The organism is Massilia eburnea, assembly GCF_050709955.1.
Taxonomy (GTDB): domain Bacteria; phylum Pseudomonadota; class Gammaproteobacteria; order Burkholderiales; family Burkholderiaceae_D; genus Rugamonas; species Rugamonas eburnea_A.
Genome location: NZ_JBNZFX010000002.1, coordinates 17,765 through 32,449 on the forward strand (window position 1 = coordinate 17,765; position 14,685 = coordinate 32,449).

16 protein-coding genes and 1 pseudogene are annotated in these 14,685 nt (G+C 64.2%); 13 read left to right on the top strand and 4 right to left on the bottom strand.

Annotated elements, in window-relative coordinates; translation table 11 throughout:
- Positions 1 to 152 precede the first annotated feature (152 nt).
- The 3 genes from ACQ4MM_RS01450 to dapF are packed head-to-tail and all read left to right on the top strand — an operon-like array spanning position 153 to position 2,766.
- Complete coding sequence (locus ACQ4MM_RS01450; RefSeq protein ID WP_431475691.1) at positions 153 to 1,013, top strand: lysophospholipid acyltransferase family protein; 861 nt, start codon at positions 153 to 155, stop codon at positions 1,011 to 1,013.
- The gene (locus tag ACQ4MM_RS01455) at positions 1,010 to 1,906 is read left to right on the top strand and encodes a lipid A biosynthesis acyltransferase (RefSeq protein WP_431475692.1); all 897 of its coding nucleotides are present in this window, start codon (positions 1,010 to 1,012) and stop codon (positions 1,904 to 1,906) included. Before ACQ4MM_RS01450 ends, ACQ4MM_RS01455 begins: the two co-directional genes overlap by 4 nt.
- The gene (dapF, locus tag ACQ4MM_RS01460; protein ID WP_431475693.1) at positions 1,903 to 2,766 is read left to right on the top strand and encodes a diaminopimelate epimerase; all 864 of its coding nucleotides are present in this window, start codon (positions 1,903 to 1,905) and stop codon (positions 2,764 to 2,766) included. Before ACQ4MM_RS01455 ends, dapF begins: the two co-directional genes overlap by 4 nt.
- On the opposite strand, the gene ACQ4MM_RS01465 is transcribed toward dapF, so the two are convergent.
- Complete coding sequence (locus tag ACQ4MM_RS01465; protein WP_431476006.1) at positions 2,715 to 3,353, bottom strand: hypothetical protein; 639 nt, start codon at positions 3,351 to 3,353, stop codon at positions 2,715 to 2,717. The two genes, dapF and ACQ4MM_RS01465, sit on opposite strands and share 52 nt — an antisense overlap.
- A 180-nt stretch (positions 3,354 to 3,533) precedes the next feature.
- Positions 3,534 to 3,719, bottom strand: coding sequence for a hypothetical protein (locus ACQ4MM_RS01470; protein ID WP_431476007.1), 186 nt, complete (start codon positions 3,717 to 3,719; stop codon positions 3,534 to 3,536).
- Here ACQ4MM_RS01470 and ACQ4MM_RS01475 point away from each other — a divergent pair.
- On the top strand, positions 3,701 to 3,955 hold the full coding sequence (locus ACQ4MM_RS01475; RefSeq protein WP_431476008.1) for a hypothetical protein: 255 nt from the start codon (positions 3,701 to 3,703) through the stop codon (positions 3,953 to 3,955). The genes ACQ4MM_RS01470 and ACQ4MM_RS01475 overlap by 19 nt on opposite strands.
- Positions 3,956 to 3,979: 24 nt before the next feature.
- On the opposite strand, the pseudogene ACQ4MM_RS01480 reads toward ACQ4MM_RS01475, so the two are convergent.
- Positions 3,980 to 4,090: pseudogene (locus ACQ4MM_RS01480) on the bottom strand (hypothetical protein); the annotation flags it as partial.
- A gap of 300 nt (positions 4,091 to 4,390) precedes the next feature.
- On the opposite strand from ACQ4MM_RS01480, the gene ACQ4MM_RS01485 reads away from it, so the two are divergent.
- The 9 genes from ACQ4MM_RS01485 to ACQ4MM_RS01525 all read left to right on the top strand — a co-directional run bounded on the left by ACQ4MM_RS01485 (position 4,391) and on the right by ACQ4MM_RS01525 (position 12,456).
- Complete coding sequence (locus ACQ4MM_RS01485) at positions 4,391 to 5,485, top strand: porin (RefSeq protein WP_431475694.1); 1,095 nt, start codon at positions 4,391 to 4,393, stop codon at positions 5,483 to 5,485.
- Between the two features lie 101 nt (positions 5,486 to 5,586).
- Positions 5,587 to 6,258 (top strand): DUF484 family protein, encoded by a 672-nt coding sequence (locus ACQ4MM_RS01490; RefSeq protein WP_431475695.1) that lies wholly within the window; start codon positions 5,587 to 5,589, stop codon positions 6,256 to 6,258.
- Between the two features lie 4 nt (positions 6,259 to 6,262).
- Positions 6,263 to 7,207: a tyrosine recombinase XerC gene (locus tag ACQ4MM_RS01495; protein ID WP_431475696.1), complete on the top strand. Its 945-nt coding sequence runs from the start codon at positions 6,263 to 6,265 to the stop codon at positions 7,205 to 7,207.
- Between the two features lie 92 nt (positions 7,208 to 7,299).
- Positions 7,300 to 8,349, top strand: coding sequence for a CobW family GTP-binding protein (locus ACQ4MM_RS01500; RefSeq protein ID WP_431475697.1), 1,050 nt, complete (start codon positions 7,300 to 7,302; stop codon positions 8,347 to 8,349).
- Between the two features lie 72 nt (positions 8,350 to 8,421).
- A complete protein-coding gene (gene dksA, locus ACQ4MM_RS01505) occupies positions 8,422 to 8,865 on the top strand; it encodes an RNA polymerase-binding protein DksA (RefSeq protein WP_055928267.1) in 444 nt (147 codons plus the stop codon).
- A 104-nt stretch (positions 8,866 to 8,969) separates the two neighbouring features.
- Positions 8,970 to 10,304, top strand: coding sequence for an STAS domain-containing protein (locus ACQ4MM_RS01510; protein WP_431475698.1), 1,335 nt, complete (start codon positions 8,970 to 8,972; stop codon positions 10,302 to 10,304).
- Positions 10,305 to 10,367: 63 nt separating this feature from the next.
- Positions 10,368 to 10,910, top strand: a complete 543-nt coding sequence (gene hslV / locus ACQ4MM_RS01515) for an ATP-dependent protease subunit HslV (RefSeq protein WP_431475699.1) — start codon at positions 10,368 to 10,370, stop codon at positions 10,908 to 10,910.
- The gene (gene hslU, locus ACQ4MM_RS01520; protein WP_431475700.1) at positions 10,907 to 12,241 is read left to right on the top strand and encodes an ATP-dependent protease ATPase subunit HslU; all 1,335 of its coding nucleotides are present in this window, start codon (positions 10,907 to 10,909) and stop codon (positions 12,239 to 12,241) included. The genes hslV and hslU overlap by 4 nt, the downstream gene beginning before the upstream one ends.
- 8 nt (positions 12,242 to 12,249) lie before the next feature.
- Positions 12,250 to 12,456 carry a hypothetical protein gene (locus ACQ4MM_RS01525; protein ID WP_431475701.1) on the top strand — a complete coding sequence of 69 codons (207 nt, stop codon included), beginning with the start codon at positions 12,250 to 12,252 and terminating at the stop codon, positions 12,454 to 12,456.
- A 3-nt stretch (positions 12,457 to 12,459) separates the two neighbouring features.
- On the opposite strand, the gene ACQ4MM_RS01530 is transcribed toward ACQ4MM_RS01525, so the two are convergent.
- Positions 12,460 to 14,568 carry a patatin-like phospholipase family protein gene (locus ACQ4MM_RS01530; protein ID WP_431475702.1) on the bottom strand — a complete coding sequence of 703 codons (2,109 nt, stop codon included), beginning with the start codon at positions 14,566 to 14,568 and terminating at the stop codon, positions 12,460 to 12,462.
- Between the last annotated feature and the right edge of the window lie 117 nt (positions 14,569 to 14,685).

The window sequence follows — 14,685 nt, forward strand, 5'->3', positions numbered from 1 at the left end:
GCAAAACCAATAAAGCTTGCGACGCTTTAGCGAAATTTGTACCCCGCCTCGCAAGTTGTCTGTTAACTCAGCGGCTACTGCAACGTGGTATTTTACGCTTCTTAAAAAATTTTTGTGCAGAGCAACGTAAAAATGCTCTTATAAATTAAGAAATGCTGTTAAGAATATTCCGCTTTTTCTCTATCTTCCCCTTGCCGCTGCTGCACGCCCTGGGCATCGGGCTCGGCTGGCTGGTCTACCTGCTGTCCCCTGCTTACCGGCGCCGCATGCGCGCCAACATGGCCCAGGCCGGCTTTTCCGCCCACCTCGGCAGCGCGGTCGGCGAAGCCGGCAAGGCGATTGCCGAACTGCCCTTCATCTGGTGCGCCGACCCGCAGCGCGTGACCAGCCGCGCCACCGTCGAGAATTGGGACCTGGTGCAGAAGTACCTGGATGCCGGCCAAGGCATCGTGTTCCTGACCCCGCACCTGGGCTGCTTTGAAATCACCGCCCAGGAAATCGCCCACCGCACCGAGCTGATGGTGATGTACCGTCCGCCGCGCAAGGAAGCGATGAAGCCGCTGATCGAGGGTGCCCGAGCCCGCAAGAACCTGCTGTTGGCGCCGGCCACCATGAGCGGCGTGCGCATGCTGGCCAAGTTCCTGAAGAAGGGCCAGCCGATCGGCCTGCTGCCCGACCAGGTACCGCAGGAAGGCGAAGGCGTGTGGGCCGACTTCTTTGGCCGCAGCGCCTACACCATGACCTTGCCGGCCAAGATGGCGCAATTGGGCGATGCCGTGATCCTGATCGTCTACGCCGAACGCCTGCCCGCCGGCAAAGGCTATGTGGTGCGCTTCGTGCCGTTCGACGGCGCGCTGGAAGGCGATGGCGCGGCCCAGGCGCGCGCCATCAACGCCGCAATGGAAAAGCTGATCGCGCGCTGCCCGGCCCAGTATTACTGGAGCTATAACCGCTACAAGGTGCCGGCCGGCGTGGCCGGTCCGGGCGCCGCGGCGCAGGAGGCATCGGCATGAGGCTCCTGCTCGGGATGATGTGGCTGCTGCACTGGTTGCCACTGCCGGTGCTGGGCCGGCTCGGCAAGGCCGTCGGCAACCTGCTGTTCGTGGTGATGGGCCCGCGCCGCGAGATCGCCTTGACCAACCTGCGCCTGACCATGCCGGAATTGACGGAAGCACAGCGCCGCGACATCGCGCGCCGGCACTTCCAGGCCTACTCGCGCAGCGTGCTGGAACGCTCGATCCTGTGGTGGGCCCCGGAACAACGCCTGCGCAAGCTGATCCAGGTCGAAACCAGCGACGGCCTGCCGCCCGGCCAGGTGCCGGTGGCCCAGATGACGGAAAAGCCGACTATCCTGCTATGCCCGCATTTCGTCTGCCTCGACGTGGGCGGCGCGTCGATCGCCATGGAAGCGTCGGCATCGTCCATGTACGTCGCGCAAAAGAACAAGGTGTTCGATGAAGTGCTGCGTGCCGGCCGCGCGCGTTTCAAGCCGGTCAGGCTGTTCACCCGCCAGGACGGCATCAAGCCCATCCTGCGGGCACTGAAGGAAAAGCTGCCCTACTTCATGCTGCCGGACATGGACTTCGGCGACAAGGATGCCGAGTTCGTGCCCTTCTTCGGCGTACCGGCCGCCACCCTGACGGCTACCGCGCGCATCGCTGCCGCAACCGGCGGCCAGGTGATGCCGGTGATCGCTACCTTCCTGCCCAATTACCAGGGCTACCGTGTGAAGTTCTATCCGGTGTGGGAGAATTACCCAGGACCCGATATGGTCGAAGCGACGCGCCGCATGAATGAATTTATTGAAGCACGCGTCAGGGAAGCGCCTGCCGAATACTTCTGGACCCACAAGCGCTTCAAGACCCGCCCGGAAGGCCAGCCTTCCTTCTATTCGAAGAAACAATGAAACTCAAATTCACCAAGATGCACGGCGCCGGCAATGACTTCGTGGTCATTGACGCCATCAACCAGAAAGTCGATTTCACCCCGGCCCAGTGGCAGGCGCTGGCCGACCGCCGTTTCGGCGTAGGCGCGGACCAGATGCTGGTGGTGGAAAAGTCCAGCGTGCCGGGTTGCGATTTCCGCTACCGCATCTTCAACAACGACGGCGGCGAAGTGGAGCAGTGCGGCAACGGTTCGCGTGCCTTCGTCAAGTTCGTGGTGGAAAAAGGCCTGACCGCGGCGCGCAAGATCAGGGTGGAAACCCTGGCCGGCATCATTGAACCGCGCCTGGAAGACGATGGCAGCATTACCGTCGACATGGGCGCGCCGGTGCTGGCGCCGGCGCAGGTGCCGTTCGACGCGGAAGGCTTGCAGGGCCAGCCGGAAGGCCGCGAAACCCTGTGGCCGCTGGTGCTGGAACTGGGCGGCCAGCGCGAGTCGGTGCAGGTGTCGGTGGTGTCGATGGGTAACCCGCATGCGGTGCAGGTGGTGACCGATGTGGACAGTGCGCCGGTGGAACTGGTCGGCCCGCTGATCGAGCACCATCCGCGCTTCCCGAAGCGGGTGAATGCCGGTTTCATGCAACTGCTCGACCGCCGGCACGTGAAACTGCGCGTGTTCGAACGCGGGGCTGGCGAAACACTGGCTTGCGGCACCGGCGCTTGCGCCGCGGTCGTGGCCGGCATCCGGCGCGGCCTGCTCGATTCGCCGGTGCGCGTCGATGCGCGCGGCGGGCAGCTGTCGATTGCCTGGGCGGGTGAAGGCCAGCCGGTCTACCTGACGGGGCCGGCGGTGACGGTGTTTGAGGGTGAGATCACCGTCTGAAACCGGTGAACCAGTGTCAGACCCAAGGGTCTGACACTGTCTGCGCCACTGCCGCAGGTTTGGGTCAGGCCACCGCCATCATGTCGGCGCCCCAGCCAGCTTTTCAGGCGGTACAGGCGCTGGCGGTAATTTCCTTCCATATCCGCATCGACCTGCTCGAACAGGCGCACGATGCGATCCAGCTTCTGGCGCTCGGTTGCGGTGCGCACCAGCACCAGGCGGCGCTTGCTGCGGCCGTAGCTGGCGCGGATATCGACCACCAGGCAGTGTCCCTGGTCGGCCGCCTTCACATCCAATAGCAAGGCCTCGGCCCGCGTCAGCCGGAACATGGCCGCCAGTTCAATGCGCGCCGCCAGCAAGGGCTGGCTGCTGAGGATGTCGCGCGTCAGCAAAGGCAGCAGTGGATCGGCCCAGCCGTCCGGCGGCGGTGGCGCAGCGATCCGCTCCAGCGCCTGCTGCGCTTCGGCACTGCCCTGGGCCGCCGCCTTCTGCAGCCAGTACACCGCCCGCACATCATTGTCTTCGGCGCCGCGGCGCGCGCGCCAGGCATGGATGCCGCACTCAAGCTGCGCCCCGCTATGCCCCATGTCCGCCGCGCGCTCCAGGCAAGCATGGGCCTCGCTCGCGCTGCGCTGGGAGAAATTCGGGGCGGATATAGATACGCGACATGGCAAACCAAGGCGTCCGCCAGCCCTTGCTCGCCGGCCTGCGCCAGCCAGCGCAGGGCGCGCTTGAAGTTGACCGTGCCGCTGCTGGACTCGACCCGGTCACCTTCGCTGTTCATGCGTGCCAGGTGCAGCCCCAGCGCCAATTTGGGCGTCGCGGTCGCCGCCCTGGGCGGCCAGGGTACGCAAGCGCTGTAGTTCGTCCTGGTCGGCATCCTGCTCGGCTTCCAGTGCGCGCCAGGCATCGGGCGCACTGGCCGGCAGCTGCGGTGCCGGGCGCCACCGCACGTTGCGGCGCGGCCGGCATTGCGGCCTGGCGCGACTGGCCGGCCGCCACTGGCGGCACGGGATCGACGCGCCGCAACTGCCCCAGCACCCGCACCGCTGCCGGGATGCCCTCCTGCGCGGCGCGCACGAAACCACTGCAAGGCCAGGGCGCGCGCAGGCTGCGCCACCTCAAATGGAATATTGGCGCCAATCAGTTGCCAGGCTTCTTCCACGCCCTGGGTCGCGGCGCGGCATAGCCAATGCAAGGCTGTCGGCATGTTTTGTGGCAGGCTGGCCCCGCCAAAAAGGTAGAGCTTGCCCAACGCTAGTTGGGCTGCGGCGTCTCCTGACCGCGCTCCCCTGATAATCACCAGCTCGTCTCGATTTGCCATCGATGTATCCGGTTCCAAGGAATAAGCTGCGTGTCCAGTGTAGGCCGCACCCCACTATCAGGTGGCGCATGACTCCCGGACTTTTTGATATGTGACAAATGTGACAGCCCTAGCTTTCGGCTTCCTTACAGGTCTTTCACTAAATGAGCAGGCTGGCAAGCGTTTCAAAAATACAACAGGGGTGCCCGCTTTTGACCATTTTTCTGCAGCTACATGACCAATCGGCCCGAACGCGGCGCTATCTGCACTTATCGTATAACCATCCCTGTACCCGGTTTGACTCATAAAAAGGAAGAACACATGAAGAAATCGTTATTGGCCCTGGCCTTGATGGGCGCCTTCAGCAGTGCTGCCTTTGCGCAATCCTCCGTCACCATTTATGGCACGCTGGATGCCGGCATCACCAAGACCACCAATACGGCGAATACCGCCATCCAGGAAGCCAAGCGCGACAACAACAAGCTGGGCTTCCGCGGCGTGGAAGACCTGGGCAGCGGCCTGAAGGCCCTGTTCCACATGGAGATCCGCTTCGAACCTGACACCGGCACCATCGAAGGCGTCAGCCGTCCACTGTTCCAGGGCCAGAGCCGGGTCGGCCTGCAAGGCGGCTTCGGTACCATCCGCGCCGGCCGCGCGCTGACCTCGCTGCAGGAAACCAGCACCCAGTTCGAACCGTGGTCCGGCATGCCGAACCAGGCCGGCTTCCAGACCGACATCATGGTCTCCGGCTACCGCACATCGCTGTCCGGCAGCGGCTCCGACCCGCTGGGCCAGGCCGGCAACTCCGGCAACCGCTTCTCCAACGCGGTCTGGTACAACACGCCGGTCTTCAACGGCTTCCAGCTGAACGTGAATATCGGCAGCAAGGAAAACAATGGCCTGACCACGGCCATCGTCGGCCGCGGCACGGCTGCGGCGCCGCAGTATCCGGTGGGTTCGCTGGCCGGCGCCTACCCGTACTCGGTCAGCGCCACCTATATGGCGCCGGGCACCGCACCGCAGTGGGCCATCTATGCCGGTACCGAACGCAATGCGACCGAGGTCAAGTGGCATTCGGTCGGCGCCTACTTCCGTCCGATGCCGGAACTGAAGCTGATGGCCAGCTACGGCAAACAGGACCTGGGCCACATCCTGGCCGCCAACGACGGCATCACCGCCTGGATGCTGGGCGCCAACTACACCTACGGCCCCGGCATGTTCCGCGTGGGCTATGGCCAGAAGGACCCGGACGGCCAGCTCAAGACCAAGCAGTTCTCGGTCGGCTACGAATACAACCTGTCGCCGCGTACCTACCTGTACCTCGACCTGTCGCAGAAGAAACTGCCGCTCACCGCGGCGTCGACCTCGGACGTCAACCAGAACCATTACGCGCTGGGCATCCACCACAACTTCTAACGCCGCGCAGCCGGGGTCGGGCCCGCAGGGCCAGACCCCACCAACTGCCGGCCCCTTCGGTTAAAATGTCCACGCCTGCAATATTCGATGTGACATCAACAATGACCGACACCCTGGATTCCGCAATCGTCGCGCAGTACCTGGCCGACCATCCCCACTTCTTCGAAGAACACGCCAACCTGCTGGGCGACGTCAGGCTGTCCAGCCCGCTGACCGGGCGCGCGGTCTCGCTGCAGGAACGCCAGATGGAAGTCATGCGCGACAAATACAAGGCGCTGGAATTGCGCATGGCCGACCTGACCCGCCATGCCGAAGCCAACGCCGCCATCGCCAACCGTTTCCACAGCTGGAACCAGGCCATCCTGCAGACGCGCGACGATGCCGACGTGCCGCGCGCCGTGGCGCAAGGGCTGGTCGACAGCTTCAACGTGCCGGCGGCAACCCTGCGCCTGTTCAACGTGGCGCCGGAATTCGCCGGCGAGTGGTTTGCCAGCGGGGCATCGGAAGACGCCCGCCTGTTCGCCAACAGCCTGTTGACGCCCTACTGCGGCAGCAATAACGATTTCGAAGCCGTGCGCTGGCTGGACCAGGCGGAGCAGGTCAAGTCCACCGTGATCCTGCCGCTGCGCAAGCCAGGCGCCAAGGGCGCGGCCTTCGGCCTGCTGATCATGGGCTCGCCGGACCCGCAACGTTTCACTTCCCTGATGGCGACCGACTTCCTGGTCCACATCGGCGAAACCGCCAGCGTGGCGCTGGCCCCCCTGCTCGCTTGATGCGATGAGCGGCGCCGGCAAGCAGCAACAGGCCGACGCCTACCTGGCCCACCTGGCCACCCAGCGCAAGCTGTCGGCGCACACGGTCGCCGCCTATGGCCGCGACCTGCGCGAGCTGGCCACCCTGTCCGACGGCAAAGCCTGGGACGCCCTGACCCACTTCGATATCCGGCGCTACGCGGCCCAGCTCCATGGCCGCGGCCTGGACGCGCGCAGCATTGCCCGCAAGCTGTCCGGCTGGCGCGGCTTCTTTGCCTGGCTCGGCCGGCACAGCACGCTGGCGGCCAATCCGGTGGAAGGGGTGCGCGCGCCGAAGCGCGCCAAGACCCTGCCCAAGGCCCTGTCGGTCGACGACGCGGTGCGGCTGGTGGCGCCCCATACGCCGAGTGCGGGCGAGGGCGCACCGGCCCGGCTGTGCAACCGCGCCATGTTCGAACTGCTGTATTCCAGCGGCTTGCGGGTGTCCGAGCTGGCCGGCCTGGACCGCGAATTCCGCAAGGCCGGCGACGGCCAGCCCGCTTCGCTAGGCTGGCTGGAGCTGGACAACGCCGAAGTGGTGGTGACCGGCAAGGGCAGCAAGATGCGCCGCGTACCGGTCGGCAGCCCCGCCCTCGCCGCGCTGCAAGCCTGGCTGGCGGTGCGCCCGGCGCCGGCCGATGGCAGCAGCGCGCTGTTCGTCAACGAGCGCGGCAACCGTGTCACGCCGCGCGTGGTGCAACTGCGGCTGAAGGCGCACGGCATCCAGGCCGGCGCGCCGGTGGCAGTGCACCCGCATATGCTGCGCCACTCGTTTGCTTCGCATGTACTGCAGTCCTCGGGCGACCTGCGCGCGGTGCAGGAGATGCTGGGTCACGCCAGCATTACCTCGACCCAGGTCTACACCGCCCTCGATTTCCAGCACCTGGCGCTGGTCTATGACAAGGCCCACCCGAGGGCTAAAATCAAATAGACGCGAACTTGATCCTGCTCAAGTTTGCCCATTTGCCAGCATTTCCTGAATTCCGGCATAATCGACCGATTCCCAATGCTTCTGCTACGACTATGGCACTGATTCCAACCACCATCCTGACCGGCTTTCTTGGCGCCGGCAAAACCACGCTGCTGAACCGCATCTTGCGCGAAGAGCATGGCATGAAGATCGCCGTGATCGAAAATGAATTCGGCCAGGAGAATATCGACAATGAAATCCTGGTGCAGGAATCGCGCGAGCAAATCGTGGAAATGAATAACGGCTGCATTTGCTGCACCGTGCGCGGCGACCTGATCATCGGCCTGAGCGACCTCGCCAAGCGCCGCGCCGCCGGCGAAATCGCCTTCGACCGCGTGGTGATCGAAACCACCGGCCTGGCCAATCCCGGCCCGGTGGCCCAGACTTTCTTCATCGACGAAGAAGTAGGCGCTAACTACATGCTCGATGCGGTGGTCACGGTGGTCGACGCGCGCCACGCCATGCAGCAGCTCGACGAACATGAAGAAGCCCAGCGCCAGGTAGGCTTCGCCGACAAGATTTTACTGTCCAAGACCGACCTGGTGGATGGCGCTGCGGTCGACGCGCTGAGCGCGCGCCTGAAGCGCATCAACCCGCGCGCGCCGATCAGCCGTTCCGATTTCGGCCAGGCGCCGCTGGCCGAAGTACTCGACCTGCGCGGCTTCAACCTGAATGAAAAGCTGGAAATCGACCCCGACTTCCTGGCCGCCGAGGAAGACGAACACGAGCACGCCGATTGCGGCCATGAGCATGAGCATGATGAGCACTGCGGCCACCACCATGACCACCATCACGCCCATCACAGCGACGATATCGCGGCCTTTGTGTTCAAGAGCGAACGCCCGTTTGACCCGGCCAAGCTGGACGAATTCCTGGGCGGCCTGGTTGATGTGTACGGTCCTCGCATGTTGCGTTACAAAGGCGTATTGTTGATGCAGGGCGCAGAAAGGAAAGTAGTGTTCCAGGGCGTGCATCAATTGATGGGCAGCGACCTGGGTGCAAAATGGGGTGAAAACGAGACACGGTCCAGCAAAATGGTGTTTATTGGCAAAAATCTCCCAAAAGACATCTTTATTGCTGGCCTTGAACAATGTTTGGTATAAACTAGGGCGTTTTTTTTGACGCCACCCAAGCAGAAATTTGAAAACTCTGTCGTATCGAAGGTAAGCGAAGTCATGACAAAAGCAAATAAATCGACCCCCGCCGCGGACGTCCTGCTCACCGAAGAAGAAATTCTGAAGATGGGCGAAAAGGACTATATGAACCCGGCCCAGATGGCGTTTTTCAAGAACAAGCTGCAAAACCTTGAAAAAGAATTGCTGAAAAACGCTGGCGAAACCACCGAACACCTGCGCGAAACCGTGCTGGTGCCTGACCCCGCCGACCGCGCCACCATCGAAGAAGAGCACGCACTGGAACTGCGTACCCGTGACCGCGAACGCAAACTGCTGAAGAAAGTGCAGCAATCGATCGCCGCCATCGACAATAACGACTATGGTTATTGCGAAGAAACCGGCGAACCGATTGGTATTCCACGCCTGATCGCACGTCCAACGGCTACCCTGTCGCTGGAAGCGCAGCAGCGCCGCGAACTGAAACAGAAGCTGTACGGCGACTGATCTGCCACAAATCGAGAAAAAGGCACGCTTAGGCGTGCTTTTTTCTTTTCTTTACACGTACGGTACGCCCTTATAATTTTCCGTTGGGCTACACTAGTGATCCTATGGGACTGTTCTCCATTTTTAAAAAAGGCAAGGTTGAGGAAAGCATCGTCGAAACTGACGATGCCGACGCTGCACGCCTGGCCGCGAACAGCGAGCTGGAGCGCCAACGCGCGCAACAATCGGACCTGCAACGCGAAATCGCCCGTGCCACCGCGATGAAAATCGACGCCATTGAGGCGGCGATGGCGGCGGACATCTTTAACGAACCTGAACCAGCCTGGGCCCGCAAGCCACGCACGCTGCAGCCAGCCTCCGCGGCTGCCGCCAACGATGGCGCCACCTTGCCCCTGCTGGACCAGTACACTACCGAACTGCTGGGCGACGAGGACATGCCTCTCGAAGCGGCGGCCGCCGAAAGCGCGCCGATCGTGGAAGAGATCGCAATCCTGTATTCGAATGGCCAGGCGGAAGTGGCCGAACAAATGCTGCTGGGCAGCCTGCCGGACTCGGCGCAGGACCGTACCGTGTGGTGGATGTTGTTCGACCTCTACCAGGTACTGGGCCGCCAGGAATCGTTCGAGAACGTGTCGATCGACTACGCCAGCCAGTACGAAACCTCGCCGCCATCCTGGATTCCGCCCGCCAGCGCGGCCAGCAAGACCCCTGATGTCGCGCGCGGCTATTCCGGCGTGGCGCCCACCCTGGGCCTGGCCGGCGTGTTGAACGCTGCGGTGGCACCGCAACTGGAACGGCTGGACAGCATGGACCAGAAGCAGCCGCTGCGGCTGGACTTCTCGCGCGTCAACGGTGTCGATCCGGACGGCTGCGCCCTGCTGCTGGCGGCGCTGAAGAAGGTGCAGGCCAGCGACCGCGAACTGATCGTGGTCGGTGCCGCCGAACTGGCCGAACAGGTGCGCGACATCCTGAGCATCGGCAACCGCGACGTGGGCGAAGGGCCTTGGCTGCTCTACCTCGAACTGCTGCGCCTGCTGAACCAGGAAAAGGAATTCGAAGAAGCGTCGATGGACTACTGCGTCACCTTCGAAGTGTCGCCGCCGCCGTTCGTCGCACCAAAGAAAGTGGCCAATGCGCCACGCCAGGCCACGGCGGCCACTTCCGACCGCTTCATGCTGCCGGCCGTGATCGAAGGCGACATCGGCAGCCTGCTGGGCGCGATCGATGCCTATGCCAGCGAGAACCAGGTGGTGGTGTTCGATTGCGGCCGCCTGGCGCGCATGGAGTTTGGCGCCGCCAGCGCCTTGCAGAACAAGGTGGCTGAATTGGCCAGCGGCGAGCGCCGCGTCGAATTCCGCGACCTGAACCATCTGGTTGCAGCACTGATGCGCCTGCTGGGCTATGCTGAAATAGCGCGGCTCTTCCCCCACAAGTACTGAGCTGTTGAATTTTGGGGCTGCGGCCCCAAAATACCGCGTTAATCCCAAACCAAAGGCATTAACATGGAACAATTTCACGGCACCACCATCCTGTGCGTGCGTCGCGGCAACGATGTCGCGATCGGCGGCGATGGCCAGGTCACCCTGGGCAACATCGTCATGAAGGGCACCGCCCGCAAGGTGCGCAAGCTGTACCAGAACAAAGTCCTGTGCGGCTTTGCCGGCGGCACTGCCGACGCCTTCACCCTGCTCGACCGCTTCGAAGCCAAGCTGGAAAAACACCAGGGCCACCTGCTGCGCGCCTCGGTCGAGATGGCCAAGGACTGGCGCACCGACCGCGTGCTGCGCCGCCTGGAAGCCATGCTGCTGGTAGCCGACAAGGATGCCACCCTGGTGATTACCGGCAACGGCGACGTGCTGGAGCCCGAAGGCGGTGTCGGCGCCATCGGTTCCGGCGGCAGCTACGCCCAATCGGCCGCCAGGGCCCTGATCGAGAATACCGACCTGTCCCCGACCGAAGTGGTGAAGAAGTCGCTCACCATCGCCGGCGAACTGTGCATCTACACCAACCTGAACCACATCATCGAGACCCTGGACCCAGCATGAACATGACCCCGCAAGAAATCGTCGGCGAACTCGACAAACATGTGGTCGGCCAGGGCAAGGCCAAGAAGGCAGTCGCCATTGCGCTGCGCAACCGCTGGCGCCGGCAGCAGGTGGAAGAACCGCTGCGCCATGAGATCACCCCGAAAAACATCCTGATGATCGGCCCCACCGGCGTCGGCAAGACCGAGATCGCGCGCCGCCTGGCCAAGCTGGCCGATGCGCCCTTCATCAAGGTGGAAGCGACCAAGTTCACCGAAGTGGGTTATGTGGGCCGCGACGTCGACACCATCATCCGCGACCTGATCGACATCGGCGTGAAGCAGACCCGCCAGTCGGAAATGGCCAAGGTGCGCGCACGCGCCGAAGATGCGGCCGAAGACCGCATCCTCGACATCCTGCTGCCGCCGCCGCGCGATTTCGGTTTTGCCAACGGCTCGGCCGAACCGCGCACCGACGACAGCACCCGCCAGACCTTCCGCAAGCGCCTGCGCCAGGGCGAGCTCGATGACAAGGAAATCGAGATCGAACTGGCCGAGCAAAGCCCGACCATGGAAATCATGGCGCCGCCAGGCATGGAAGAAATGACGGAGCAGATCAAGTCCATGTTCTCCGGCATGGGCGGCGGCCGCAAGAAGGCGCGCAAGATCAAGATCAAGGAAGCCATGAAGTTCCTGCTGGACGAGGAAGCGGCCAAGCTGGTCAACGAAGACGAGATGAAGCAGAAGGCCCTCGCCAACGTCGAGCAGAACGGCATTGTGTTCCTGGACGAGGTGGACAAGATCGCCTCACGCTCGGAAGCCGGAGGCGCCGACGTTTCGCGCGCCGGCGTGCAGCGCGACCTGCTGCCACTGGTGGAAGGCACCACCGTCAACTCCAAGTACGGCATGGTGCGCACCGACCATATCCTGTTCATCGCCTCGGGCGCCTTCCACCTGGCCAAGCCGTCCGACCTGATCCCCGAGCTGCAGGGCCGCTTCCCGATCCGCGTCGAACTGGAGTCGCTGTCGATCGCCGACTTCGAGCGTATCCTGACCAGTACCGACGCCTGCCTGACCAAGCAATACCAGGCCTTGCTGGCAACCGAAGGCGTGCAGCTGGAATTCGCCGCCGACGGCATCATCCGCCTGGCGGAAATTGCCTTCCAGGTCAACGAGCGCACCGAGAACATCGGCGCGCGCCGGCTGTACACGGTGATGGAAAAGCTGCTGGAAGAGATCTCCTACACGGCGACCGAAACCGGCGACCAGTCGATCACCATCGATGCCGCCTATGTCAACCAGCGGCTGGATGCGCTGGCCGTCAACGAAGACCTGTCGCGCTACGTACTGTAACGACTGCCATGGCTAACAAGCAGCTGGCGACCCGGCAAAAGATGCGGGTCCGCGTCGAACCTTCGCAGAACTTTGGCAAGCCCCGCAATCCGATTGCGGCGCTGGCCAAGGCGCGCGCGGCAGGGCCGCACGACAAGAACCGCACCACTGCCGAGCGCCAGGCTGGCAAGAAGCTGATCGGCAAGAAGCTGGGCGGCGACGACCAAGGCAGCTGAGTCTTACCAGATCGGCCCGAGGAACAGGTACAGCGTCTGCTCGCCCTCGCGGGTGGCGCCGGCGCCGAGGAACAGCGGGCCGAAGCGGGTTTCCACCGACAGGAAAGCGCTGCCCGCCTGCTTCAGGGCGCGCCCCGTCGCACTGGTGCCGCGGTCAAAACCACCGCCCGTCTCGAGCGAGAAGCCGGCCCGCATATTGCCGCCGAAAGCGCTCGGCAGCGAAGCGATGCGGCGCGCCAGCACCAGCCGGCCCAGCAGGATGGTCGGCTCCTGGATCGAGTCGGCCGGTGTGCCCGACAGGCGCAGGAAGCCGCCCAGCGTGACCGGCGAAGCCCCGGCCTGCGCCTTGGCCCATTCCAGCGACACGTGGCCGGCCCAGTCGTTCCACGCGAAAGCCTGCAGCGCGGTCGCGCCCCAGTTCACGCCGCCGGTGCCGACACTCTTGCCGCTGCCCGGCGTCTGTTCGCGGCCGATGGTGATCAGCGTGCCGCGGGTCGGGAAGGCCAGCGAATCGAGCGTGTCGACGCGGAAGCGGGCGAAGGTCTTGCTGTTGTAGACGCGATCGACGGGCAGCGTCGGGTCCTGCGGGATCAGGCGCCGTACCGAGTTCGCCTGGCGCGTCACGCCGACCGACAACTCGCCCCAGTTGCCGAACTGCCGTCCCAGCGCAAACGATGCGGCACGCGTGCTGTAGGCTACGCGCGCCATGCGCTGCTCCTTCTGGAAGATATCGCCGGCAATCCTGCCGACCTGCGCCGACGGCATCACGAACCATTGCGAGCCGGCGCCCAGCGGCTGCCACCACTGGATGCCAATGCCGCGCTCATTGCCCAGCCGCCCTTCGGTGCGCAATTCGCCGCCCCAGCTATTCAGGGCCGAAAGCACGTGCATCACCTTGATGGCGAAATTGTTCGAATCGCGGAAGTCGCTGGCCAGTTCGAGGCCGACCCGCATGCGGCTGCGCGCCCATTCAGCTTCCGTGGTGCGGATGGTGACTGTGCGCTCGCCGTCCACGTCGTCGATATCGGTTTCCACACGGGCCATGTCACCGCGGCCATACAGCGCCATTGCGGCTTGCCGTACCTGCTCGCGCGTGGTCGGCTTGCCGGGCTCCAGGCCGGACTGCTTTTCCAGCACTTCGGGATTGACTTCGCGTGCACCCTGGATCTGCACCTTGGCCAGTTTCACCGGCCGGTCGGAATCGACCGGCGCCGCCAGGCGCAGGCTTTCCATGCTGATGTAGTCGCGTTCGGGCAGGGCCAGCGCGGCCAGGCGCGGCGCCAGTTGGCGCGCGGCGGCTTCGCCGGCGGCCATGGCTTTGTCCCAGGTGGAGAAATCGAGGAAAGTGATGCCGTCCAGCTTGGGCGCGATCAGGATGTCGTCCTTGCGCAATTCGCTGAGCGAGCGCTGCACGTTCTGCTCGGTCAGGATCTGCAGCATCTGGTTGGCGACACCGAGCGCACTGCCCAATTCCTTTTCCGGCGCCAGCGTGGTGCCGACGTTGACCGCGATGACAATATCGGCGCCCATGGCGCGTGCCATGTCGACCGGCAGGTTGCGCACCAGGCCGCCATCCACCACCAGGTGATCCTTGATGCGCACCGGCGCGAACACGCCCGGCACGGCCAGCGAGGCGCGGATGGTCTGGAACAGGGGCGTGTCGTCGAGCACCACCAGTTCACCGGTCAGCAGGTCGGAGGCGACCGAGCGGAACGGCAGCGGCAATTGGCTGACCGGCAGGTCGCGCGTGCCGCGCGGCAGCAGGCGCTGCAGCGCCATTTCCAGTGCCGCGTTGCTGGCGGCGCCGGGCGGGCCCAGCACGCCGTTGCGGGTGATGCCGAATTCAATGCGGGAGGGGATCTGGATGTCTTCGTCGCGGCGGCGGAAATGCAGCTCGTCGCGCGCCGGACGGTCGGCTACCACACTGTCCCAGTCGGTGGTGGCGGCCATGCGTTCGAGGTCCTTTACCGAGGCGCCGGCGGCCCAGGCGCCGCCGATGACGCTGCCCATCGAGGTGCCGACCACGATGTCGACCGGGATGCGCATTTCCTGCAGGGCGCGCAGGACGCCGACGTGGGCAAAGCCTCGGGCGCCGCCGCCGGAGAGGACCAACGCGACTTTGGGGCGCTTTTGAAGCGTTAAACCCGGCTCGGACCCAAGGATCTGGGCCTCGGGCCTGGCCCAGGTTTGCCGGTGCTCGGCTGCGCAAGCAAGACCTGCGCAAAAGAG